Annotated in this window: 17 protein-coding genes, 2 tRNA genes and 2 pseudogenes; 16 read left to right on the top strand and 5 right to left on the bottom strand. The window is 59.2% G+C overall.

Annotation, left to right across the window (positions count from 1 at the left end; translation table 11 throughout):
• Positions 1–25: 25 nt before the first annotated feature.
• On the bottom strand, positions 26–1,231 hold the full coding sequence (locus AC1U7K_RS03445; protein ID WP_480249392.1) for an iron-containing redox enzyme family protein: 1,206 nt from the start codon (positions 1,229–1,231) through the stop codon (positions 26–28).
• Between the two features lie 277 nt (positions 1,232–1,508).
• Between AC1U7K_RS03445 and AC1U7K_RS03440 the strand changes: the two genes are divergently transcribed.
• From AC1U7K_RS03440 to AC1U7K_RS03390, 11 genes and pseudogenes are all read left to right on the top strand, one after another.
• A complete protein-coding gene (locus tag AC1U7K_RS03440) occupies positions 1,509–3,659 on the top strand; it encodes an ATP-binding protein (protein WP_480249391.1) in 2,151 nt (716 codons plus the stop codon).
• Between the two features lie 284 nt (positions 3,660–3,943).
• A complete protein-coding gene (locus tag AC1U7K_RS03435) occupies positions 3,944–4,183 on the top strand; it encodes a hypothetical protein (RefSeq protein ID WP_480249390.1) in 240 nt (79 codons plus the stop codon).
• Between the two features lie 8 nt (positions 4,184–4,191).
• The gene (locus AC1U7K_RS03430; RefSeq protein WP_480249389.1) at positions 4,192–4,599 is read left to right on the top strand and encodes a hypothetical protein; all 408 of its coding nucleotides are present in this window, start codon (positions 4,192–4,194) and stop codon (positions 4,597–4,599) included.
• A 1,046-nt stretch (positions 4,600–5,645) separates the two neighbouring features.
• Positions 5,646–5,912 (top strand): helix-turn-helix domain-containing protein, encoded by a 267-nt coding sequence (locus AC1U7K_RS03425; protein ID WP_480249388.1) that lies wholly within the window; start codon positions 5,646–5,648, stop codon positions 5,910–5,912.
• On the top strand, positions 5,909–8,809 hold the full coding sequence (locus AC1U7K_RS03420) for an SNF2-related protein (protein WP_480249387.1): 2,901 nt from the start codon (positions 5,909–5,911) through the stop codon (positions 8,807–8,809). Before AC1U7K_RS03425 ends, AC1U7K_RS03420 begins: the two co-directional genes overlap by 4 nt.
• 31 nt (positions 8,810–8,840) lie before the next feature.
• Positions 8,841–9,215 carry a four helix bundle protein gene (locus tag AC1U7K_RS03415; protein WP_480249386.1) on the top strand — a complete coding sequence of 125 codons (375 nt, stop codon included), beginning with the start codon at positions 8,841–8,843 and terminating at the stop codon, positions 9,213–9,215.
• Positions 9,202–12,402, top strand: a complete 3,201-nt coding sequence (locus AC1U7K_RS03410) for a site-specific DNA-methyltransferase (RefSeq protein ID WP_480249385.1) — start codon at positions 9,202–9,204, stop codon at positions 12,400–12,402. The genes AC1U7K_RS03415 and AC1U7K_RS03410 overlap by 14 nt, the downstream gene beginning before the upstream one ends.
• A 28-nt stretch (positions 12,403–12,430) precedes the next feature.
• Positions 12,431–12,808 (top strand): annotated as a pseudogene (locus tag AC1U7K_RS03405) (GxxExxY protein).
• A 65-nt stretch (positions 12,809–12,873) separates the two neighbouring features.
• Complete coding sequence (locus tag AC1U7K_RS03400; RefSeq protein ID WP_480249384.1) at positions 12,874–15,972, top strand: DEAD/DEAH box helicase family protein; 3,099 nt, start codon at positions 12,874–12,876, stop codon at positions 15,970–15,972.
• Positions 15,973–16,064: 92 nt separating this feature from the next.
• Complete coding sequence (locus AC1U7K_RS03395; protein WP_480249383.1) at positions 16,065–16,826, top strand: hypothetical protein; 762 nt, start codon at positions 16,065–16,067, stop codon at positions 16,824–16,826.
• 780 nt (positions 16,827–17,606) lie between these two features.
• A pseudogene (locus AC1U7K_RS03390) lies at positions 17,607–18,569 on the top strand (recombinase family protein); the annotation flags it as partial.
• Positions 18,570–19,112: 543 nt separating this feature from the next.
• Here the strand turns inward: AC1U7K_RS03390 and AC1U7K_RS03385 are convergent.
• The 4 genes from AC1U7K_RS03385 to AC1U7K_RS03370 form a co-directional block, all read right to left on the bottom strand.
• Positions 19,113–19,190 (bottom strand) — tRNA-Glu (locus AC1U7K_RS03385).
• A gap of 65 nt (positions 19,191–19,255) precedes the next feature.
• A tRNA-Gln gene (locus tag AC1U7K_RS03380) sits at positions 19,256–19,329 on the bottom strand.
• Positions 19,330–19,366: 37 nt separating this feature from the next.
• Complete coding sequence (gene gltX, locus AC1U7K_RS03375) at positions 19,367–20,788, bottom strand: glutamate--tRNA ligase (RefSeq protein ID WP_480249382.1); 1,422 nt, start codon at positions 20,786–20,788, stop codon at positions 19,367–19,369.
• Between the two features lie 99 nt (positions 20,789–20,887).
• Positions 20,888–21,304: a 2Fe-2S iron-sulfur cluster-binding protein gene (locus tag AC1U7K_RS03370; protein ID WP_480249381.1), complete on the bottom strand. Its 417-nt coding sequence runs from the start codon at positions 21,302–21,304 to the stop codon at positions 20,888–20,890.
• Positions 21,305–21,434: 130 nt separating this feature from the next.
• Between AC1U7K_RS03370 and AC1U7K_RS03365 the strand changes: the two genes are divergently transcribed.
• The 5 genes from AC1U7K_RS03365 to hscB all read left to right on the top strand — a co-directional run bounded on the left by AC1U7K_RS03365 (position 21,435) and on the right by hscB (position 24,780).
• Complete coding sequence (locus AC1U7K_RS03365; protein WP_480249380.1) at positions 21,435–21,980, top strand: RrF2 family transcriptional regulator; 546 nt, start codon at positions 21,435–21,437, stop codon at positions 21,978–21,980.
• On the top strand, positions 21,977–23,194 hold the full coding sequence (locus AC1U7K_RS03360; protein ID WP_480249379.1) for an IscS subfamily cysteine desulfurase: 1,218 nt from the start codon (positions 21,977–21,979) through the stop codon (positions 23,192–23,194). The genes AC1U7K_RS03365 and AC1U7K_RS03360 overlap by 4 nt, the downstream gene beginning before the upstream one ends.
• Positions 23,195–23,233: 39 nt before the next feature.
• A complete protein-coding gene (gene iscU / locus AC1U7K_RS03355) occupies positions 23,234–23,620 on the top strand; it encodes a Fe-S cluster assembly scaffold IscU (protein WP_480249378.1) in 387 nt (128 codons plus the stop codon).
• Positions 23,621–23,636: 16 nt separating this feature from the next.
• Positions 23,637–23,987: a HesB/IscA family protein gene (locus AC1U7K_RS03350; protein ID WP_480249377.1), complete on the top strand. Its 351-nt coding sequence runs from the start codon at positions 23,637–23,639 to the stop codon at positions 23,985–23,987.
• A gap of 73 nt (positions 23,988–24,060) precedes the next feature.
• The gene (hscB, locus tag AC1U7K_RS03345; protein WP_480249376.1) at positions 24,061–24,780 is read left to right on the top strand and encodes a Fe-S protein assembly co-chaperone HscB; all 720 of its coding nucleotides are present in this window, start codon (positions 24,061–24,063) and stop codon (positions 24,778–24,780) included.
• Position 24,781: the final 1 nt, after the last annotated feature.

Genomic DNA, 24,781 nt, shown 5'->3' with positions numbered 1-24,781 from the left:
GCCCACGGTGTGAAGGCGGCTGCGGTTAGCGCCGGGCGGAAGATATGGTCGTGGTGAGCGGTTCCGTCGCATCGGTGGCGTACGCGGCGTAGCACGCATCGAGAGCCGTGGCGAGGTACTCAAGACTTCGCTGCGCCGCGTGCCGCACGCGTTGTTGTTGGGCCCGAGTAATGGCGTGTGCTTTGATCAACTCAAGGGCCTCAACCGGATGAAGATCGTCGTATGTGGAGTGAGCTTCCATCCAATAGTAGGCTTTTTTCGTCAACGCAACCCCAAGCCTGTGTTGGTATGTGGGAAAGCCTTTCACCATGATCGTCGCGATGCCCTGTGTGACCCCTTCGATCGCATAATTGGCGGCCGCCACCGCTTCCACGAAGGTGCCGCGCAGGACAATACTCCACATCCAATGCGTGAGAGCTTCGACGGCAGGGAGGATCGGCGTGTGGTGCAACTCCTCGCGAGAGACCCCAAAGCCCAGCGCCATGTCGATCCACTGCTCGGCATGCCGTTTCTCGACCTTCAGGTTGTCGATTAAGTAATCTCGGGACGTCTGGTCCGGAGCCTTCGCGAGATACGCCCCCATGAACTGAGGAAAGGCTTCAATGAAGGGGTAAAACTGAATGACCCACCCGCGAACCTGGCGTAGCGGCAAAGTCGCGCTCGATGTCTCCGTGATTAGCTTCGAATTCCAGACGGCCTGGCGGTACGGGGCTAAGTGATCCTCCATCGTGACGACCCAGCTGGGATGCGGCGTAAGCACCGGTCGGCGTTTGCCCCGTTTCCTTCCGCCACTACTCTGGTCCGCCGCCTCGAGCGCCTTCGCCTCGCGCGAGAGCCCGTCCTCCGCCAGGCGGATGGTAAACCAGGACCGGGCTTGCAACGTCCGGTGCTGGGCAAGCTCGGCGATGACGGAGGCGAGGACTTTCGCTTCCCATCCTTGAAGGTCACACCACTTCACTCCGGCCCGAAAGCCCCGCGCTTCATGCCGTCGGCAATACACGACCTGTCCAGCCAATGTGAGATAGCAGCGGTCGGCGAAGGTGCACTGGATCGTCAGCGGCATCCCTGGCGCGAGTTCCTGACCGACTTCGCACTGGAACCCTCCCGCGCTGAGGTCCGTGCAGAATGCCTCTGCACCGTGTTCAAAAGGAAACCGTATGTGCAGCGGTACCGCGGTTCGCATCTCCTGCCGTCGATCGACTTGCCGAGTGCCATCGAGCACGGCTTCCATGGGCGCCTCCTTCCGGCTATTTTCGACCAATGGTCGTACGTACCTATAACATATCTAGCTAACAATATGTAGGTGCGAACGGCCTCCCCCGGCGCCCGAGCCCCCTGTCTCTATTCTTCTACCCTTATGGACGTATGCCGACATTGGTGGCCGAAGCGAATCGCTTCAAGGACGTAGGGCCTGCTAGACTTGATGACAAGCTTTACCGCGCCGGCATATCGTCTGACCTTTTTCACGATACGCCATTCGGTTCTGGGCGTCGGCGTACAGAGCTCCCATGACCATCTTCACGCTCTCCGGACTTCTCACGGCTGTCACGTCGCTGGCCTTAGGGCTGTTCGTACTGTGGAAAGATCCACGCCGGCCCATCAACCGGCTATGGTGTCTGTTCACAGCGTCGGTGGCGGCGTGGGGAGCGGGAAGTGCGTGGATCGGCAGTGAAGTCGGTGTCTCTCACGCTCTGCTGGCGTGGCGAGTGTCATTTGCCGTGGGTGTGTTGTGGATCCCCATTCTCTTCTATCACTTTGTCATCAGCTTTTGTGGATTGCCACCCGGGCGGCAGATTGTGATCCAGTACCTGATTGGCCTGGCCTTCCTCCCTTTCATCTTAGGGAGCTCATTGTTCTTCACGACCCCGCGCTTCGTCTTTGACTCCTTTTATTACGCCACCCCCGGCTCGCTCCTGTTCTACGGTTTCGTCGTCTGGTGGGTCTGGCTGGTGACCTATGCGCACTATCAGGCGATACGTGAATATCGGCGTGCGCGCGGCATCAAGCATCAGCAACTGAAGTATTTCTTGGTCGGCTTTACGATCTCGTATGCCACCGGATCTCTCGACTATCTCCCTTTCTTTCACCTTGATCTGTATCCGTACGGCAATTTCGGCATTGTCGTCTACCCGATTCTGATGACCTATGCGATCGTGAAGTACCGCGTGATGGATATTACGGTCGCGCTAGAAAAGAGCTTGATCCATCTCGTCGTCGTCGGGGTGCTGGTCACGCCGGCTTATCTCGTCAGCCTGTACGCCCAGCGCGCACAATTCGGCTCGGTCGACCCGCACTTCTCATTGATCCTGTTCGCCTTGTTCATCCTCATCATCGCGCTCACCTATCGGGTCAGGGCTGCGGCAGCCGTGACGGTAGGACGGACGCTCTTCCGGCAACGGTATGCGCGGCTTGAAATGTTATCGGAGTTCGCGAAGTCACTCGTGACGATTCTCGATTTGACGCGGCTCAGCGAAGAAATCGTTCGGACGTTGGCCACCACCTGGACAGCCAAAACAGCGAGCCTCTACCTCGTCGACACGGACAAGAATCAGTACACGTTGACTGCGGCCTGGGGAGAGCCAAAACCGGCTCACGACCACATGCGAATGACCGAGCCGTTGCCCCTCTTCTTGCAAGCGACACCTCGCCTGCTCGTCTTCGATGAACTCGGACATGATTCGGCGAACCGAACACTGCAAGCGGCCCTGCACGCACTGGAGGCGGAACTGTGTCTTCCGCTCGTGCGCAAGAATCGCCTGATCGGCTTCTGCACGCTCGGCCCGCGGTCGTCGACGGACGCCTACACCGCGAACGACGTGAGCCTGTTGGCGTCACTCGTCGATCAGGCGGCGATCGCCGTCGAGAATGCCTTGCTGTACGAGACGCTTCGACGGTCCCAAGCGGTAGTGCTCCGAACCGATCGCCTGCGGTCCCTGGAAACGATGGCCGCCGGCTTTGCCCACGAAATCCGCAACCCGCTCACCTCGATCAAGACGTTCGTCGAGTTGGCGCCGGACCGTGCGGAGGACGGGGAGTTTTTGCACGATTTCGGGAAAATCGTCGCTGACGACGTGGCCCGAATCGAGCGGCTGATCAAAGAAATCTTGGATTATGCCCGGCAAGGCAAACGCCAGGTCACAGAAGAAGATCTGAACGAATTAGTCGCATCGACCATCTATTTTCTCGAGGTCAAAGCGAATCAGCGGAAGATCGCGATCGTGAAAAACTTTACGGCTCAGCTCCCGCTCGTTCCCGTCGATCGGCAGCAGATCAAGCAAGTGTTGCTCAATCTCTTCCTGAATGCGTTTGACGCAATGCCCGGCGGTGGGCAGCTCGCGATCAGCACCCATGGATTGAGCAAACAGTCGCCAGGCGATTGGGTTCAAATCGACGTGCGAGACACGGGGTGCGGCATTTCGTGTGAGGACCTGCACCACATTTTCGACCCCTTCTATACGACGAAGCATGAGAGTTCGGAGCGGGAAGGGACCGGTTTAGGACTCACGATTGCGAATCAGATCATCCACAATCATGGCGGCTACATCGACGTCAGCAGCCGGGTAGGCCAGGGAACAACATTCTCCGTGTATCTGCCTGTCCATACGCCCGAGCCGGGTAAGGTGGCCTCTCTTCATCAGCACATGGCCAGTCGTAACTGAAGCGCAAAAGAAAATGAGGGCAGAGGAACGCCAGCTCAGTTCCGGTGACCCGCCGTGACCCGCGTTCTGAAGGGCTCCATCGGAGCACCGAGTCGCTCGCACACCAAATCCCCTCCGATCTTGCACAATTCTGAACAATCCCGCCAGTTCAACGCATTAGGCTTGTGCATTTAAGTTTCACCTGCGACAGCGGTAGACTTAATTCAGATTAGTTGACAGACCGACGCCGATGACAGGTCTTGGTAATGCCGTTCAAATTGACTACGCCCATAGAATGGAGCGAGTTGATCCGCTCCATTGTCCAGTCGATTTATGAAGACCAAGGTGCCGTCACGGTTATTATCATTGTTCAAAGCCTACTCACCCTTGTCTTGTTCGGCGGCCTTGCGCTGGGCACCTGGTCGCTATTGACGCGAAAACAAAAAGAGGTCGACCGAATGGCGAAGGAGAAGGCCAAACTCGAGTCGGAACTGTTAAAGCAGCGCCTCTCGACACAAACACCAAAGGTGGAGACCGCCAGGTAGGTCAGGTCATGGCGATCAAAGTCGCTGTGTCGTGTTCCTTGATTGAACTCGCGTTGTTCGGAGTGTTCTGGGCTTTGGTCATGGAGCGGCATTTTCGAATGTCCGCCGCCTACCCTTTCTACGCGGTGCGTGATCGCTTCGTATATTTGGTGGCCAGCGGGCATCTGAAAGAGAACTCGCTTCTCTTCCAAGAATGTTACAAGGCCATCAACAGGGTCATCGTCGCCAGCCAAAACATGGACGCCACGGAAGTGATACGGACGATCGTGTCACTTCGCGCCGTGCTGAAAATGCGAAGCGAGTGCGTCTCTGTTCCACATGAAGAGGTTCAAGAGGCCGTTGCGTCATTGTTTGAAGCTGCCTTTTATTTCATCGAAACGACCTCTCCTCATCTCATCTCTCAGATCCCTGCCTGATTCACGACCTATTGAGTCTTCATCACGTGTGAAGCGGGACGCACGTGAGTAACCGAATACTTCTATAAAGCGATGATTCACCTCCAAACAAGCGCCCTTCCGCCGCCTGACTGACGACAAAGGCATGAGACGGTGTGTATCGTCCACCGTTCGTCACGTCGCAAACGGCCAATACGAGATCTTCCGCGGCGTAGCGTTTTTCGACATAGCCGAGAGATCTACCATCTGACTACGGGCGAACGTGCCAGCACCCAATAAGCACGGGAACAAATAGCCTAATCCTGACTTACCTTCGCCCAGTCAATGGTAAGAGGGAGACAGGCAGAGATGTACCGCCAAGGCTCTGTTGCAAGGCGATCCAACGCGCGGGATGAAGCCAACCTTGGTATGGTGGACCCTTTTGCAAGGGGTTCGAACCTTCTTCGAGTCACAAAGTCCCTGATCGTCGCATTCCCACCGCTTGAACGCCTGTCACGCCCCTTGCGTGCGCCCATTTTCAGCTAGACTTGTGGTGGCAAGGGGGCGTGCCAGGCGCGCTCTGCCTCGGTCACTCGCCTTGCACAGGCTCTGAGGGTCTCTGTCCTCGGGCTCCAGCCCCAGGGGTCTTCCGCTGCCTGCGCGCAGAGCCCCTCTGGCGCCGCAAGGCTCGTGCCCTCGGCTTTCGGGTCGCGCAGAACTCTTCGGACTCTGAACCCACGCAAGCGGGCACCCCCATGCTTCCGTCCCGCTCAAGAGAATCAGGCAAAGAAGGTCGATCCCAAAGAGTTCGCGGGAGACTGCCTCCGGCAGACTCCCGCTCAGCAGAGCACAGCAGGGTGGCTTCGTGGCTACCGCCACCAAGCCAATCTTTCATCTACAGTCCCCCACCCACCCGGCTGTCTCAGTCGGGCGGCTTCAGCCCCTTCAGGTCTTGCGCTTGCGCCCTTTGTGAGCCAGCCCTCCCCAAGATGCTGAGCTCGGACGAGCATAGCCTTTCCGTCCCTTCTCCTCTTCGCGCTCAGCAGCCCTTGCCAAGGGTCGCTATGTAGCATAACATGGTGCCCTCAATGGGGCCTGACGCCACCAAACGGCCTCGGGTTATCGACATGAAGAACAACCAAGACATCCCAGCGCTCGTTAAAGAGCTTCGCTCGCGGCTGGATCTGACCCAGGAGCAGTTCGCTCAGAAGGTCGGCGTCACCTACAGCACCGTGAACCACTGGGAGAACGGCAAGCGGGTGCCGCTGCCGTTCCTTGTAAAACGACTCTTGGAAATGAAGGAGGTGCTTGACGAGAACGAGAGCAAGCGACCGAAGGGGAAGACGCCGCGATGAGCACCGCCTATCACGCGAAGTACTTTGCGTGCGAACTGACCCGCATCGGCGGAGCGGGAGTGGAGCGTCTTTCCCGGTCGCTCTTCGACGCGTGCGTCGATCTGAACCCGCACCAGATCGAAGCGGCCCTGTTCGCCTTCCGGTCCCCCATCTCCAAAGGCGTCCTTCTCGCCGACGAAGTCGGGCTTGGGAAGACCATCGAGGCCGGCCTCGTCCTCTGCCAGCTCTGGGCCGAAAGACGGCGGCGGCTCCTCGTGATCTGTCCCGCCTCCATCCGCAAGCAATGGGCCCTTGAGCTGGCCGAGAAGTTCAACCTCCCGACGGTCATCCTCGATGCGAAGGAGTACCGCGACCGACAGGCTCGAGGGGTCCCCAATCCCTTTGAGGCAGACGGGATCGTCATCACATCGACACACTTCGCCAGTGCCCGCGCGACTGATGTTCGCCCCGTCCAATGGGATCTGGTAGTCGTCGACGAGGCGCACAAGCTGCGGAATGCCTACCGGCCGTCGAATCGCATGGGGCAGAACATTCGGTGGGCGCTCGAGGACCGGCGCAAGGTTCTTCTCACAGCAACACCGTTACAGAATTCCCTAGTGGAGCTCTATGGGATCTCCACCATCATCGACGATCATATCTTCGGCGATCTCTCATCGTTCCGAAGCCAGTTCGTCAACGAGGGTGGAAGTATGGAGGATCTGCGGAACAGGCTTCGCACCTTCTCCATTCGCACCCTCAGGCGGCAGGTCGTCGAGTACATCCGGTACACGGAGCGACGCCTCATCACGCGCCCCTTCAAGCCGACGGAGCAAGAGCACAAGCTGTATGAGGCGGTATCGGCGTTCCTCCAGCGCACGGATACCTACGCCCTACCGCACCGGCAACGGCACTTGACGGCGCTAATTGTCCGCAAGCTCCTCGCCTCTTCGCCGCAGGCGGTGGCGGCCACACTGGAAGCGATGCGCGACCGGCTGATCGCCATCCGCGACAAGCTGCCGGTCCCCGAAGACCTGGCCGAACGCCTCATCGCGGACGAGGAGATCGAGGATGAGTTGCTGGACGAGATGCTCGACGCGCCCACACAGCCGAGCGGGGACGAGGAGTCGGAACAGCAGCCCGGGGCAGCGGAACCCGAACAGGCGGAACCCGCCATCGACCGCCACAAGCTGCTCGCGGAGATCGAGGAGCTGAACCGCTACGCCCAGTGGGCAAGAAGCATCGGGATCGACACCAAGACCCGCGCGCTGATCAAGGCCCTTGAGATCGGCTTCGGGAAGATGACCGAGATGGGAGCGGCCCAAAGGGCAGTGATCTTCACGGAGTCGAGACGGACTCAGGCGTACCTGAAGGACTTCCTGGAAGCGAACGGCTACGCGGGCCGCGTCATCACGTTCAACGGCACGAACAAGGAACCGGAAACGACCGCCATTTACGAGCGGTGGGTGAAGGCCAACGAGGCGAGTGGCCGGGCCACAGGCTCTCGCGAAGTAGATGTGCGAACCGCCATCATCGAGCACTTCCGTGACCACGGGCAGATCCTGATCGCAACGGAGGCGGCCGCCGAGGGCGTGAACCTGCAGTTCTGCTCCCTCGTGGTGAACTACGACCTCCCGTGGAATCCGCAGCGGATCGAGCAGCGGATCGGGCGCTGCCATCGGTACGGGCAGAAGCACGACGTGGTCGTCATCAACTTCCTCAACGAGAAGAACGAGGCCGACCGGCGCGTCCACGAACTCCTGGAGGAGAAGTTCAGCCTCTTCAGCGGCGTGTTTGGAGCCTCGGACGAGGTCCTGGGGAGCATCGAATCCGGCGTGGACTTCGAACGAAGGGTGCTGGACATCTACCAGCAGTGCCGTACGCCCGAAGAAATCGAGGCGGCCTTCCAGAAGCTCCGGGAGGAACTCGAGGAGAAGATCCGCGGCAAGCTGGCCGAGACCCGGCAAAAGCTCCTGGAGCACTTCGACGAGGACGTCCACGCCCGCCTGCGAGTCAACTTAGAAGGGGCACGGCAACAGCTCGACCGGGTGGGGATGATGTTCTGGCGCCTCACGCGGTCCATTCTGGATAGGCGGGCGAGGTTCGATGAGGCGAACTTAGGGTTCGACCTGGAAACGCCTCCCCGCGAAGGAATCCTGCCGGGTCATTACCGCCTGATCTCGAAGGAGCATGAGAACGTTCCCGGCGCGTTTCTTTACCGACTGTCCCATCCGCTCGGCGAGTACGTCGTAGAGACCGGGAAGGGCCTGCCCACCCCCGCAGCCCACGTGACATTCGACATCAGCGGGCGGCCGACCAGGATCCTGCTGGTCGAGGCTCTGAAGGGCCGCTCCGGTTGGCTCCACCTGCAGCGACTCATCATCGACTCGTTCGAGCGGGAAGAGTCCCTGCTTTTCTCGGGATTTGACGATAATGGCCGCTCGATGGATCAGGAAACCCTGGAGAAGATGTTCCACTGCGAAGCGAAGGCCGAGACACTTCCTTCTGTTCCGTCCGACGTCGAGGGCCGACTGGCCGCGGAGGCCGACCGGCACGCTAAGGCCACCATCAGCCGCTCGCTGGAGGAGAACAACCGCCACTTCCAAGAGGCCCGCGAGAAGCTCGAAAAGTGGGCTGACGACATGGTCCTCGCTGCCGAGAAGGAACTCAAAGACACCAAGGAGCGAATCAACGCCCTCACCCGCCAGGCACGCCTTGCCACCACAACCGAAGAACAACACGCGCTGCAGAAACAGATTCAGGAGCTGGAAAAGCAGAAGCGCCGGCAGCGCCAGCGCATCTTCGATGTCGAGGACGAAATCATGGCCAAGCGCGACGGCCTCATCGAGAAGCTGGAAAAGAGAATGCGGCAGCGGACCAGTGTGGAGCCTCTCTTCACGATCCGCTGGACTGTGGAATAAGGAGTCAGGAGTCAGGAGACGGGAGTCGGAAATGAAAAGACCTGCGGCAAGAAGTTTTCAGGACTTGGATGTGTGGCAGAAGGCACACGGCCTGGTTCTGGACGTATATGGAATGACGGAGACATTTCCACGGCATGAACAGTTCGGATTGACGAATCAGATCCGGCGGGCGGCCGTTTCGGTCCCGGCCAACATTGCCGAAGGCTTTCGGAAGCAAGGCACTGCCGAGAAGGCACGCTTTTTCAACATCGCCCAAGGTTCGTTGGAAGAAACCCGCTACTATCTGATACTCGCGCAAGATTTGAAGTACGGCAACAGCCAATCGCTCCTCGAATCCCTCGATGTCATCGCGCGCATGCTCGATGCGTATATCCGATCGCTGAGGTCTCACGATGCCAACTCCTGACTCCCGACTCCAGAATTCTGACTCCTTCACCCGCTTGCGCAAATTGCTTGCCGAGCTCTTCCAGCTCGACCAAGCCGAACTCGACTTCGGCATCTACCGCATCATGAACGCCAAGCGCGAGGAGATCGTCCGGTTCCTCGACCAGGATCTGCTGCCCCAGGTCCGCGAAGCCTTCCAAGCCTACGAGGCCGAGAACCGGGGCGCGGTCGAGGCCGAGCTGGCCGAGGCCATCGGGAAGGCCAAGGAACTCGGTGCAGACCCCGAGACTCTTCCCCGCGTCAAGGAGCTCCGCGCGAAGCTCGCGCAGGCCGTGGACGTGACCGCCCTGGAGAACGAGGTCTACTCGCACCTCTACAACTTCTTCCGCCGGTACTACCAAGAGGGCGACTTCATCTCGCTGCGCCGCTACAAGGAGGGCGTCTACGCCATCCCCTACGAGGGCGAGGAGGTCAAGCTCCACTGGGCCAACCACGACCAGTACTACATCAAGACGAGCGAGTACCTGCGCGACTACACCTTCAATCTCCCCTCGGGCAAGCGCATCCACTTCAAGCTCGCCCAGGCAAATACGGAGAAAGATAACAACCGCCCCGCGAACGGCAACGAGCGGCGCTTCATCCTCTCTCAGGAGCAGCCCCTGGCCGAGGAGAAGGGCGAGCTCGTGGTCCGGTTCGACTACCGTCCGCACCCCGACAAGGCCAAGCAGATGGACCTCAACACGGCAGCGGTGGACCGCATCCTGAACCAGACAAGGGGGTTCGACGACTGGCGGAGGGAACTCGCCGCTTTACGTCCCACCGAGAAGAACCCGAACCGAACGCTCCTGGAGAAGCACCTTGCGGACTACACCGCGCGGAACACCTTCGACTACTTCATCCACAAAGACCTGGGCGGCTTCCTGCGGCGCGAGCTCGACTTCTACATCAAGAACGAGGTGATGCACCTCGACGACATCGAGAGCGAGACCGCTCCGCGAGTGGAGCAGTACCTCTCGAAGATCAAGGCCATTCGCCGGATCGCCCATAAGATCATCGACTTTCTGGCGCAGATCGAAAACTTCCAGAAGAAGCTCTGGCTCAAGAAGAAATTCGTGGTGGAGACGCAGTACTGCATCACGCTCGACCGCATTTTCGCCATCGAGGACGAGAAGACGCGCGAGTGGTTGGTGGAGCTGATCCTCAAGAACGATGCCCAGCGGGAGGAGTGGGTGCGGCTTTGTGCCATTGATCAGGAGTCAGGAGTCGGGAGTCAGGAGTCAGGAGAAAGAAGGCAGGCAAACCTCTTTGCCGGTGGTCAAAGTTCCAAGTATTCGGTGCCCCTAACGAAGGCTTTCCTCGAAGCTCGCCCCACGCTGGTGGTGGATACGCGCCACTTCGACGAAGCCTTCAAACTGCGCCTGCTGGCCGCGATTCCGGACATCGATGAAGAAACCGACGGCCTGCTGATCCACAGCGAGAACTTCCAGGCGTTGAATTTGCTGCAAGTAAGGTACCGGGAGCAGGTGAAGTGCGTCTACATTGATCCGCCGTATAACACGGGTGCTGACGAGTTCATATATCTGGACAGATACCAGCACGCAAGCTGGTTGACAATGTTGGATAACAGGCTTCGCGCCGGCGCTAGCCTCATGGGCGCCTCCTGCGGTCTATTCGTAAACATCGACGACGGCGAGGCCCACTATCTCAAGCTATTATGCGACGAGGTATTCGGGAGAGATAACTTTGTGAGGAACATCGTGTGGCAGAAGCGTACATCACCTGACATGAGGGCGACGGTGGGCGATGGTCACGACCACATAGTTTTGTACGCGAGATCTCTAGCCGAGTTCAGCAAGTCTGCCAAAAGACTTCCGAAGACGTTCGAACAGCGTCAGGCATTCCGCAATCCAGACGGGGATCCAAGGGGACCGTGGGTTTCCTCTGACTTCACGGCTCAAGGCCACAGGCCAAATCAGATGTATAAGATTGTCACTCCAGGCGGGGCTGAGTACTACCCTCCTGAAGGCAGGTGCTGGAAGAACGTTGAGTCCGTGTACCTCCAACTGGTTCGGGAGGGCCGAATGTGGTTCGGTCACGACGGCAAAGGAATTCCGCGCCGGAAAACCTATTTGTCTGAGTCTGAAGACAACGCGGTCTGGTCCTGGTGGACAAATAAGGAAGTCGGCCATACCCAGGAGGCCAGAAAGGAACTGATCGCTGTATTCGGGGACGCGACTGTGTTCTCCACGCCAAAGCCTGAACGACTGCTGCACCGTATTGTGCATATAGCTTCAGAACACGAGTCGATCGTCCTAGATTACTTCGCCGGCTCGGGCACAACCGGCCACGCAGTCATCAACCTCAACCGCGAGGACGGCGGGCGGCGGAAGTTCATCCTGGTGGAGATGGGCGAGTACTTCGACACGGTGCTGGTGCCGCGCATCAAGAAGGTCATCTTTACGCCGGAGTGGAAGGATGGCAAGCCCAATCGCATGCCGACCAAGGAAGAGATCGACCGCAGCCCACGCATCGTGAAGATTCTCCGCCTCGAATCCTATGAGGACACGCTGAACAACCTGGAATTGAAGCGCACCGAGCCGCAGCAGACATTGCTTGAAGAGCATGCGGCGTTCCGCGAGGACTACATGCTGCACTACATGCTGAACGTGGAAAGCCGCGGCAGCGCGTCGCTACTTAACCTCGAGCGCTTCGAGGACCCCTTCAGCTACAAGCTCGACATCGCCACCGGCACCGCTGGCGAGACCAAGCCGACGGTGGTGGACCTGGTCGAGACCTTCAACTACCTCATCGGCCTGCGGGTGAAGACGATGGACGACGTGCGCGGGGTTCGGGTCGTGACGGGGGTTGTTGGGAGTCAGGAGTCAGGAGACGGGAGACAGAAGGAGGAGAAAGTCCTGGTTTTGTGGAGGAGATTGCCTGCTGGGGGAAAAGGAATTCAGGATTCAGGAGAGAGGAGTCAGGGTCCACACACTCCCGACTCCCGACTCCCGACTCCTGCCATCGACAACGATACCCTCGACGCGTGGTTCCGCAAGCAGGGCTACAACACGAAGGATCAGGAATTCGACGTCATCTACGTGAACGGCGACAACAACCTGGAGAACCTGCGCAAGGCCGACCAGACCTGGAAGGTCCGGCTCATCGAGGAGGAGTTCAGGCGGCTCATGTTCGACGTGCAGGACGTTTAACCGCAGAGAGCGCAGAGGAGCGCGGAGTATGGAATTGAACAAGATCAGCGGGCAGGTGGTCGATGCGGCGATGCGTGTGCATTCGGCGCTGGGACCTGGCTTGCTGGAGAACGCTTAATTGGCGTGTCTTGAGCATGAACTGCGGAAGCGTGGATTGCGTGTCGAGCGACAAGTGGCACTGCCGGTTGTCTACGACGGCGTGCGGATTGATCTTGGCTATCGGCTGGACCTGGTCGTGGAGGACGCCGTCATTGTCGAATTGAAAGCCGTCGAGCAAATCGCGCCGATCCACGAGGCTCAGCTTCTGTCATATCTCAAGTTGAGCGGCAAGAAGCTTGGATTGCTCATTAACTTCAACGTCCTTCATCTCAAAGACGGAATCAAACGCATGGTCAACGGCCTATGAAAAGAAGAACTCCTCCGCGCTCCTCTGCGTCCTCTGCGGTAAATTTGCGCTTCGAGCAGCGGCTGGTGCTCCACCAGTGGCTGCTATCGCTGTTCGGGGTGTCTAGCTTCGAGCGCCTGGCCGCCAACCTGAAAGCCCCGGAATTGGAGGGGTTCGACGAGAACAACGTCAGCCGCTTCTACCACCAGTTGGCGCTGCTCTTTGATCGCCCTGAGCTACCACGTGACGTGCTTCTGGCCTACGACCAGAACATCGTGCGCCACTGGCGGCGGATCACGGAGCGGCGGAACCACGCGGGGCCGTTCCTCTATCCCAAGTACTTCCAGTACCTGGCCTTGCTCTTCGCCGAGATCTATCTCGACCGGTACTTCCGGGATCCGGAAGGGTTGCTCGCGCAACTGAACGCCTTTTTGGAAGTCAGGAGACAGGAGACAGGAGACAGAATTCTGGATTCTGAATTCCGGCTTCCCGACCTCAACAAGGTCGCCTTCTGGATGGCGACCGGAAGCGGCAAGACGCTTCTGATGCACATCAACATCCTCCAGTACCAGCACTATCTGACCCGGTACGGGGGCAGGCCGGTGAACCGGGTCATCCTGCTCACTCCGAACGAGGGACTCTCCCACCAGCATCGGGAAGAATTCGAGCTTTCGGGCATCGAGGCCGAGCTCTTCTCGAAGGAGGGGCGGGGCCTCTTCACCGGCCCCGCGGTGAAGATCCTCGACATCCACAAGCTGCGGGAAGAGATGGGCGAGAAGACGGTGGCCGTGGACGCTTTCGAGGGGAACAACCTGGTCCTCGTGGACGAGGGGCATCGCGGAACCAGCGGCACGGAGATCGGCGCCTGGATGCAGAAGCGGAATCAGCTCTGCGAGAATGGATTCTCCTTCGAATACTCCGCGACCTTCGGCCAGGCGATGAAGGCCAGCGGGAACCGCGCCCTGGAGCAGGTCTACGCCAAGTGCATCCTGTTCGACTACTCCTACAAGTACTTTTACGGCGACGGCTACGGGAAGGACTACCGCATCCTGAACCTGGCCGACGACTCGGACGAGAAGGTGCGGCGGCAATACCTGACCGCCTGCCTCCTCTCGTTCTATCAGCAACTGAAGCTCTATCGGGAGCAGGCCGGCACGTTCCAGCCGTTCCTGATTGAGCGCCCGCTCTGGATCTTCGTGGGCGGCAGCGTCAACGCGGTCCGCACGCAGAACCGGCGGAAGGTCTCCGACGTCGTGGATATCCTTCTCTCCCTGGCGACCTTCGTGCGGGAGCGCGGCGAGAGCGTCGCGTCCATCGAGCGGCTACTCGCTGGACGCTCGGGCCTCCTAGACGCCAGAGGGCGTGACCTGTTCCAGGGCGCGTTCCAGTATCTCAACACACTTGGTCTCTCCTCCGATCAGGTCTTCGATGACATCCTGCGCGTGCTCTTCAATGCCCCCACCACGGCCGCGCTGCACGTCGAGAATCTGAAGGGTACGGACGGCGAGGTCGCGCTTCGACTGGGTGACAACGAGGCCTTCGGCGTGATCAACGTCGGCGACGCCTCGGCGCTCTGCAAGCTCTGCGAGGAGCAGGAGGAACTGGTCGTGACGGAGAAGGAGTTCTCGGGCTCCCTCTTCCGGGCCCTCAACGACGAGGCGTCCACGATCAACATCCTGATCGGGTCCAAGAAATTCACCGAAGGATGGTCGAGCTGGCGGGTCAGCACCATGGGCCTGATGAACATCGGGCACAACGAGGGGCCGCAGATCATCCAGCTCTTCGGTCGCGGCGTCCGGCTCAAGGGGAAGGACTTCTCGCTCAAGCGCAGCCGGAGGCTGGAGGGACAGGCCGCGCCCAAGAATATCGAGACACTGGAGACGCTCAACATCTTCGGCATCCGCGCGGACTACATGCGCCAGTTCAAGGAGTACCTCGAGGACGAGGGTCTCCCGGCGAACGAGGACCGGATCGAGTTCGTGCTCCCGGTGATCAAGAACCTGGGGAGCAAGAAGCTGAAGATGGTCCGGCTTGAAGAGGGCATCGACTTCAAGAAAGACGGGCCGAAGCCCGCCTTGGACGAGCCGCCCGAGTATCTCGTCCGGCATCCGGTCGTCGTGGACTGGTATCCCAAGCTCCAGGCGATGGCCAGCGGCGCCGGCGGGACGAACGGGCAGGCGGCGGAACGTGATCGTGGTTTCTTCGAGGAACGGCATTTGGCGTTTCTCGATTTCGACGCCATCTACTTCGAACTCCAGCAGTTCAAGAACGAGCGTGCCTGGCACAACCTCACCCTGCCGCGCCGCAACTTGGCCACCCTGCTCGCGCGGAAGGACTGGTACGTGCTGCTCATCCCCAAGGAAGAGATGCACTTCCGGTCCTTCCAGCAGGTTCTGCGCTGGCAGGAGATCGCGGCGGCCCTCTTCAAGAAGTACTTGGACCGCTACTACAAGTTCAGGACGCAGGAATTCGAGGGCGACCACCTGGAGTACCGGGAGCTGTCCGAGGACGATCCCAACTTCATCAGCGAGTACCGGCTGCTCATCGAGCAGTCGCGCGAGGACATCGTCCAGAAGCTGGAGGAGATCAAGGGGCTCATCGAGGCGGGCAAGCTGCGGAACGTGGAGTTCCAGTCCCTGCACGCCATCGCCTTCGGGCGGCATCTCTACGAGCCGCTCATCTACGTCGGCAACGACCTGATCGAGGTCAAGCCGGTGGTGCTGGAGAACGAGGGCGAGCGCGATTTCGTCTTGGACCTGCAGACCTTCTGCGAGGCCAAGAAGGAGTCCCTCAAGGGCAAGGAGCTCTACCTGCTCCGCAACATGAGCCGAGGTCGCGGCATCGGTTTCTTCGAGGCGGGCAACTTCTATCCCGACTTCATCCTCTGGATGCTGGCCGGCGACCGCCAGTACGTGAGCTTCATCGACCCCAAGGGGCTGCGGAATCTCGAGGGCCCGGAGGACCCGAAGATCCGGTTCCACCTGACGATCAAGGACCTGGAACGCCAGCTTGGCGACCCGGCAGTGGTGCTGAGTTCCTTCATCGTATCCAGCACGCGCGTCCCGGAGGTCGCTTGGTGGGACGACGGGATGACAAAGGACGAGTTCGAGGCGCGGAACGTGCTCTTCCAGCAAGAAGATAAAGGAACCTATATCGAAAAGCTTCTGGTCAGAGTGAGGGCGTAGCAGATGCGGATTGCCCCTATGTCCATAGAAGCCAGAGAAGGGACCAGGAGTCTTTTCCGCTGCCCAAGCTGTAGGGGAGAGTGAGTCGCCACATGCCTGTTGCAGATGAGAAGATGCTCCGAGAGGTCACGTCTTTCCTGGAGCGGCAGAAGCTCGACTATTCGATGACCGAAGAGCAGTACTGCACAAAGCTCACCATCAAGAGCCGTGGACAACTTGCCGCCGTGAGTGTTTACAACTCGGGGAAGATCGTCGTCGGTGGAGCGGACTGCGATCTCAAGCGTCTTCTCAATGAAATGCGCGACGCGCTCCTGTCTGGTGCTGCGGTACCCGGGCAAGCACTTCCCTTCGAGATCGACCGTTTCCCCGACACGATTCGCGATCGGGTACCCGATTGCGACCCTGTTGTCATCGCCTTTGTGGTGGAAGCGATCCGGTGCATTCGAGCCGACGCTCTCCTGGGAGCCGCATTCATGCTCGGCGCGGCATCCGAAAAAGCCGTCAATCTCCTCATCCAGTCTTACGCCGATGCGATCAGCGATGCCGGGAAGCGGGAGAAGTTTCTTCCCAGAATAAACAACCGCATGATCTCCGTCAGATGGGACGAATTCATCCGCTCATACAAGAGTTGTGGCTCGAAACCCACAGATGGCGTGCTGGCCCAGGATCTGGAGACGGTGATCGGTAGCATGTTCCACTATTGCCGCATCACGCGCAATGAGATCGGCCATCCGCAGATCGTGCCCGACCTCGATCGCGGGGTACTCCTCGCCAACCTCGGTCATTTTGTGACGTACATCGAACGCATTTACTGCCTCATGGCACACTTCCGAGAAAAGGGAGTAACCATCTAGCCGTGAAGGCGAACAGTTGCGGCTGTCGGCGTGCTCGGGGCTCAACCTGCGGTTTCCGCCTGCCTGCACGCGCCGACGTAAGATTCCCGAAGAAGCGGGGCTGAAGCATGGGGGTGCCCGCTTGCGTGGGTTCAGAGTCCGAAGAGTTCTGCGCGACCCGAAAGCCGAGGGCACGAGCCTTGCGGCGCCAGAGGGGCTCTGCGCGCAGGCAGCGGAAGACCCCTGGGGCTGGAGCCCGAGGACAGAGACCCTCAGAGCCTGTGCAAGGCGAGTGACCGAGGCAGAGCGCGCCTGGCACGCCCCCTTGCCACCACAAGTCTAGCTGAAAATGGGCGCACGCAAGGGGCGTGACAGGCGTTCAAGCGGTGGGAATGCGACGATCAGGGACTTTGTGACTCGAAGAAGGTTCGAACCCCTTGCAAAAGGGTCCACCAATTGTCATTTCGGCCCCTGGCGGCTCGTGGCCGCCAGGGGTTTTCATAATCCAGCCACACGGTTCGGCCTGCCAGCCGAAGGAGGCCGTTGCTTCGCAACGGTCAGCGCCAACCCGGAGCCCACTCCTTTGAGCGAGTTGGAGCCCGCATGATCCATGAACGCTTCTGCTGCAATCGCGGATTCACTGCTGCGACAAGCCTGCACGCGCCTCCGACGGCGTGCAAGCAGGCGGGCTCGCCGCTCAGTCCCTCACCGTACTGTTTCAAGTACACCTCAGTCCCTCGCGGCTCCGCGCGCCTGTCTCGCGACGCGACTGCGCGATTTCGCGATGAACCGCCATGAATCATGAGGGCTAGCATTCACGACGCGACATGGGGACTGCCCAAACGCGATCGAGGAGGTCACCCCGCTATGAACCCGCCGAAATACTTCCTCTACGCCCGGAAGTCCACTGACGAGGACGACCGGCAGATCCTCTCCATCGAGAGCCAGCTCACGGAGCTCCGAGAGTTTGCCCGCAAGGAGCGACTCACGATCGCCCAGGAGTTCACTGAGTCCATGTCGGCCAAGGTTCCGGGCCGTCCCGTCTTCAACCGGATGATCGAGTTGGCCGAGCGCGAAGCCCCCGCGGGTCTCCTTGCCTGGCACCCAGACCGCTTGGCCCGAAACTCGGTGGACGGTGGCCGAATCGTCTATCTCTTAGATACGGGCACACTCTCGTCGCTCAAGTTCCCGACGTTCTGGTTTGAGAACACCCCACAAGGGAAGTTCATGCTGACGATCGCGTTTGGGCAGTCGAAATACTATGTGGACAACCTCATCGAGAACATCTGGCGGGGGCTTCGCCAGAAGCTCCGCCGGGGGGAGTTCCCCGGCAAGCCGCCGGTCGGGTATTTGAATGAGCCCCGGCTCCGCACCATCGTGGTGGACCCGGCCACGGCGCCGCTCGCCCGCCAGATGTTCGAGGCGTACGCCTCGGGCCGCTACACACTTCAGCAGATCAGAACCCTTGTCGCGTCGTGGGGCCTGGTGAGCCGTGCGGGGCAGCCCCCGGTGCTCGCGAGCGTGAAACGGCTCCTCATGAACCCGTTCTACATTGGGCTCTTTCGCTTCAAGGGCGAGCTGTATCAGGGCTCCCACGAGCCACTGATTCCCCGGGAGCTGTTTGAACGGGTCCAGCAAGTGATGGCGCGGCGTGGCAAGGCACAAGAGACACGCAAGCATCTGTTCCCCTTCACCGGTCTTCTGCGCTGTGGGGAGTGCGGGTGCGCCATCACCGCTGAGCGGCAGAAGGGCCACCACTACTACCGCTGCTCCAAGAAGAAGGGGCCGTGTTCTCAGCCCTACGTGCGCGAAGAGGCCCTTGCCGCTCAGCTTCGGCTGGCCGTTCAAACCGCCTCCCTGCCCGACGCCTGGGCGGAGAACATGCTCAAGCAGATCGAGGAATGGAAGGAGACCGAATCCCATGCGTCGGGCGCTGCCGCTCAACCACTGAAAGACAAGCTCGCCGCGCTGGAGGCGAAGCTCGATCGGCTGCTTGATGCGCACCTAGAGGCGGTCATTTCACGGGAGGAATACACAGCGCGGAAGGAAAAGCTCCTGCTGGAGAAGTCGGCGCTCTCAGCGCGGCTCGCAGAGGTTGAGCGGCAGGGGAATCATTGGCTCGAACCGCTGGCGCGGTTCGTCGGCGCGGCTCACCAGGCCCATGCCGTGGCTTCCACGGACAATCTGGACTCACTCAAGGAGTGGACGGTCCGGATTGGCTCGAACCTTCGGCTGGCGGGCCGAACCGTGTGGCTGGATTATGAAAACCCCTGGCGGCTCGTGGCCGCCAGGGGCCGAAATGACAATTGGTGGTCCCAACGGGATTCGAACCCGTGTTTGAGCCTTGAGAGGGCTCCGTCCTAGGCCAGGCTAGACGATGGGACCAGCCGGGTTGTGCAGAAGAGAAATGCGGAGCCGATCAGATCGGCTCCGCATGTGAAAGAATACGTTGGCTGGGGGACTAGGATTCGAACCTAGGTAGTCAGATCCAGAGTCTGACGTCCTACCACTAGACGATCCCCCAACCGCTCGTGCAGCCTAATCGAAACAGCGGCAGCGAGTCAAGAATCGGCGCCTTGCGCGATGGCGAGCCCCCTGCGTAACCGAGTGAGCGTCGCGTTTCGACCCAACAGTTCGATGATTTCAAAAATCCCTGGGCTGATCGCCTGGCCCGTGAGCGCAACTCGGACGGGCTGTGCGAGCTGCCCCATCTTCAGGCCCTGTTCCTCCAAGACGGCCTTGAAAATCGGTTCGATGGTCTCCTTCCCGAATGTGGAAACCGTCTCAAGCCGCTTGATAAGTTGCTCGAGAGCCGGTGCGATGGCACGCGTGAGAAACTTCTGTGTCGGCTCGGGGTCCATGACGGGCAAGTCGACCAAGTACGGTTCGGCAGCCTTCGCCATTTCAACAAGCGTCTGGGCCCGCTCGCGCAAGGTCACCACCAGCCGTTCCATCCAGGCCGGCTCCGCACGCTTCACGGCGTCGCCAAAGCCGGCTTGCTCCAGAAACGGTTTGAGATGCTCTGCGACGAGAGACGGGTCACCATGCCGGATATGATAGGCATTGACCCACAGGAGCTTGTCGGGGTTGAAGACGGCCGCTGACTTTTGCACATGATCAATCGAGAACTTCTCGATCAGTTCGGCGCGCGAGAAGATTTCTTGATCGCCGGACGACCAGCCGAGTCTGGCCAGATAATTGATCATCGCTTCGGGCAGATACCCCATCTCACGGTACGCGAGAATCGATGTTGCCCCATGGCGCTTCGACAAGCGGGTCTTGTCGGACCCCATAATCATCGGGAGATGGCCGAACCGCGGCACGGTGAATCTCAGCGCCTGGAACATTGGTATTTGCCGAGGCGTGTTCGTCAGGTGGTCGTCGCCACGGATCACATGCGTGATTCCCATCAACGCATCATCGACAACGACAGAAAAATTGTAGGTCGGGTAGCCGTTGGATCGCAGGATGATGAGGTCGTCGAGAACTGTGTTGTCGAAGACCACCCGGCCCTTGATCAGATCCTCGATGACCGTCTGGCCCGCCTGCGGCGCCTTGAAACGCAACGCGGCTTCGCCAGTCGGGTTAGTGATGCCCTTCTCGCGGCAACGACCGTCATATTTTTGCGGCAGTCCTTTGGCAACCGCCTCTTTTCGTCTGGCCTCCAACTCCTCCGCGGTACAGACACACCAGTAGGCTTGGCCCTGCTCGAACAGTTTGAAGGCGTGCCGTCGATACACGTCCACCCGCGCGGTCTGCCGGTACGGCCCTTCGTCCCAGTCGAGTCCCACCCAATGCATTCCCGAGATGATCGCGTCGATGGCCTCGTCCGTTGAGCGATCTTGATCCGTGTCCTCGATCCGCAGAATAAAGGTGCCTTTCTGCTGCCGCGCAAAAAGCCAATTGAACAGTGCCGTACGTACGCCGCCGATGTGCAGGTACCCGGTTGGGCTCGGGGCAAATCGCACTCGGACTTGGCTCATCCCTGTACTCCTCTGGCGGCCGTGAGCATCAAAACAGCGGCGGTGTGTTTAGGTTGGACGGATGGTGGAGAAATGCAGATTGCGGAAGCCGCTAGGTCGTCAGTGCCCTTCCTTGACGAGGTTTTTGTTCACCGCGGGAATTTCAACTATGACGTCCTTCGTTCCGTTCGGCACACATTGACATCCCAAACGGGACTGCAAAGTGATACCCGGGGCTTCCTCTAACTGATCGAACTCATCGTCGGTTCCTTCATTGCACGAATCAAGACCTTGTTTCACGACGACGTGGCAAGTTGAACATGCGCACACCCCGCCGCACACATGCTCAAGGTCGATGCCTGCCGCCATCGCGATGTCCAAGATGCTTCCCGGTTGTCCCGTCTGTCCATAGGGAATCTTGTCCGGCTGCACCTCGACCCGCTTCTGACTGCCATCAGGCGAAATGAACGTGACGGTGTAGGGTTTGGTCGGGAGTTCAATCTCGCTTCTTTCGATGTAAGGATTGATTCCGCCCATTGGACGAGCACCTTAAAAGTCTGAGTTTTACAAGCACTCTACCATACCGACCTGTCTGAGTTCATCCCGAATTTTTCCTCAACACTTTGAATTAACGCCAGTATTTTTTATTGACACGAATTACAATCTGATGCTAAAATTTAATCCGACCTTTTTGATCGGCGATCAAATTGATCTCCGACAAAAAGACTCGGAGACTCACTTGCTGAAGTTTTCAAAAAAGGCTGATTACGCGCTGATGGCCCTCCAATATATTGGTTCCGTGCAGTTCGGGGACGTAACCAGAGCGCGGATCGTCAACACCAAGGAGATCGCCGAAGAACATCATATTCCGGTCGAGCTGCTGGCGAAGGTACTCCAAACTCTAGCCAAGCACGGCATCGTGGAAAGCCAGAACGGACCGAAGGGGGGCTACCTGCTCGCAAGAAACGCGAGCGCCATTACGATTGCGCAAGTATTGGAAGCGATCGAAGGGCCGCTCGGCATCACCGAGTGTTACCATGATAAGACTACGACGCTGTGCGAGCAGCGAGATCGCTGCAACATTCGTACGCCACTTCTGAAAATCCAAGACAGCATTCGTCAACTACTCAACAGCATGACGGTGCAAGATATGATGTCCGGGTCACCGTTGATTACCGTGCAATCCCTCACTGCAGAAGGAGTTGATCGATGAAATTTCCGATCTTCTTGGACAACCACTCGACCACCCCGATGGATCCGCGGGTGTTGGAGGCGATGCTTCCCTACTTTACTGAAAAATTCGGTAATGCCGCGAGTCGGAACCATGCGTTTGGCTGGGAAGCGGAGGAGGCGGTCGAGAACGCCCGGAAACAGATTGCGCGCCTGATCCATGCCGACCCGAAAGAAATCATCTTCACGAGCGGGGCGACCGAGTCGGACAATCTCGCCATCAAGGGCGTGCTTGAGATGTACCATGAGAAGGGAGACCACATCATCACGAGCGCGACCGAGCACCGAGCGGTCCTCGATACGTGCAAGGGGCTGGAATCGAAGAAGGGCGTGAAGGTCACCTACCTTCCAGTTGACAAGATGGGCATGGTGAGGCCCGATGATGTGCGGAACGCCATCACCGACAAGACGATCCTCATTTCCGTGATGCTGGCGAACAATGAGATCGGCACGATCAACCCGATCAAGGAGATCGGGAAGATCGCCAAAGAGAAGGGCATCCTGTTCCATTGCGACGCGACGCAGGGGGTCGGGAAGATCCCGGTGGACGTGCAGGACATGGGTATCGATCTGATGTCATTTACCGCTCACAAGATCTACGGTCCCAAGGGGGTCGGCGCCTTGTACGTCAGGAAGAAGGCCCCGCGCGTGCGCATTGCGGCGCAGATGGACGGCGGTGGGCACGAGCGCGGGATGCGATCCGGGACGCTGCCGGTTCCGCTGATCGTCGGATTCGGGAAGGCTATCGAGCTGTGCGAGCAGGAGATGCCGACCGAATCGAAGCGTATCGCGGCTCTCCGGGACCGGCTGCAGGACGGCATCATGAAAGCCCTGGAAGAGGTCTATCTGAACGGCCATCCCACGCAGCGGCTGCCGAACAATCTCAACCTCTCGTTCGCCTACGTGGAAGGCGAGTCCTTGCTGATGGGGATGAAAGAGATCGCGCTGTCCTCGGGGTCCGCCTGTACCTCGGCGACGCTGGAGCCTTCGTATGTACTTCGTGCGCTGGGCGTCGGGTCCGATCTCGCCCACTCCTCAATTCGCTTCGGTCTCGGGCGGTTCACGACCGAGGAGGAAGTTGACTATACGATCAAGCGTGTTATCGAAGTGGTCACGAAGCTTCGCGAGATGTCGCCGTTGTATGAAATGGCGAAGGAAGGCATCGATCTGAAATCGGTCCAGTGGGCAGTTCATTAAGACATTAAGACAACACGTTGAGCGCGTAGAGGAGGGATCATGGCCTACAGTGAAAAAGTCGTCGACCATTTCAACAATCCCCGCAACATGGGCTCCTTCAAGAAGGATGAGGAAGGAGTCGGGACCGGTATCGTCGGCGCGCCGGAGTGCGGCGACGTCATGAAGCTGCAGATCAAGGTGCAGAACGACACGATCGTAGATGCGAAGTTCAAGACATTCGGTTGCGGATCGGCGATCGCCAGCTCGAGCCTTGCGACCGAATGGTTGAAAGGCAAGTCGGTCGAGGAAGCGTACAAAATCAAGAATACCGACATCGTTCAGGAATTGAATCTACCGCCGGTCAAGATTCACTGCTCGGTCCTCGCGGAGGACGCGATCAAGGCTGCATTGTCCGACTACAAGAAGAAATCGGAAGAGGGCAAGTAAGCAAAAGGAGCGGTCCATGAGCTCACAAGACACAGCCACCCCAGCGGTGACATTAACCGAGGCCGCGGTGACAGAGGTCAAGCGCCTGATGAACGTCCAAGGGCTGACCGAGGGCGGGCTGCGGCTCGGCGTCAAGGGCGGGGGGTGCTCGGGCTTGAGTTACACGATCAATTTTGATGACAAGATCGGCCCCTATGACAGTGTCTACGAGATCGACGGGATCAAGGTCATCGTGGACACCAAGAGCGCCATTTACTTGCAAGGCACCCAGCTCGACTTTCACAAGGATCTCATGGGCGGTGCCTTCAAATTCGTCAACCCGAACGCGAATAAGACCTGCGGCTGCGGAGAATCCTTCTCGGCCTGATCCCTTTTCCCATCCATGGGGCCGCTGTATGGCAAGTGCCACTTGCCGGAGGCGCGTCCGTGCTGAGGGCGTGATGGAACAGATCCCGAAATCGGCCACCAAACGCTCCGAATTGCAGATGGCGCGGAGCATGTGCTGGCATTGCCAATCGGCGATGACGGGTGAGTATTTCTGTGAGCAATGCGTGAAGGTTCAGCCGCTGTCAAAGGAGCTGGACTATTTCACGTGTCTTGGCCTGCCGCGATTGCTCCAGATCGATCCTGAGACGGTGGAAAGCCGCTATTACGAACTGAGTCGACTGTTTCATCCTGACTTCTTTCAACAGAAGACCTCCACCGAGCAGGCGATCAGTCTCGGCAATGCGGCGTTGTTGAACTCCGCCTATCGAACACTAAAGGACCCGATCCGTCGCGCCGAGTACCTCGTCCAGCTCGAAGCCGGTTCCGTCAAGGACATCCGCACCTCGCCGCCGGCCGACCTCTTCGAGGAGATTTTGGAATTGCAGGAAGACCTGGAAGAATATAAAGCCCAGGCGCCCGACGATCGGTCACCGGGGATCGAGGCGCTCCGTACGAAGCTTGCGCGGGACAGGGAGAGCCTGGAGCAGCGGCAGCGCGACATGGAGTCGGAGCTGTTCGGCCTGTTTGGCCGGTGGGATGCATTGCAGGCTCGGACCGAGGGCGACGATGTGCGGGCCGAGAAGCAACAGGTCTTGAAGCAGATGCGCGAGATCCTGTCGAATCGCACTTATTTACGGAACATTCTCAACGATCTGATCGCCACGACGAGCTAAC

The sequence above is a fragment of the Nitrospira sp. Vd2 genome, assembly GCF_979581665.1.
The sequence above is the reverse complement of the archived record's forward strand: the minus strand, read 5'-3'. Positions and strand labels throughout refer to the sequence as shown.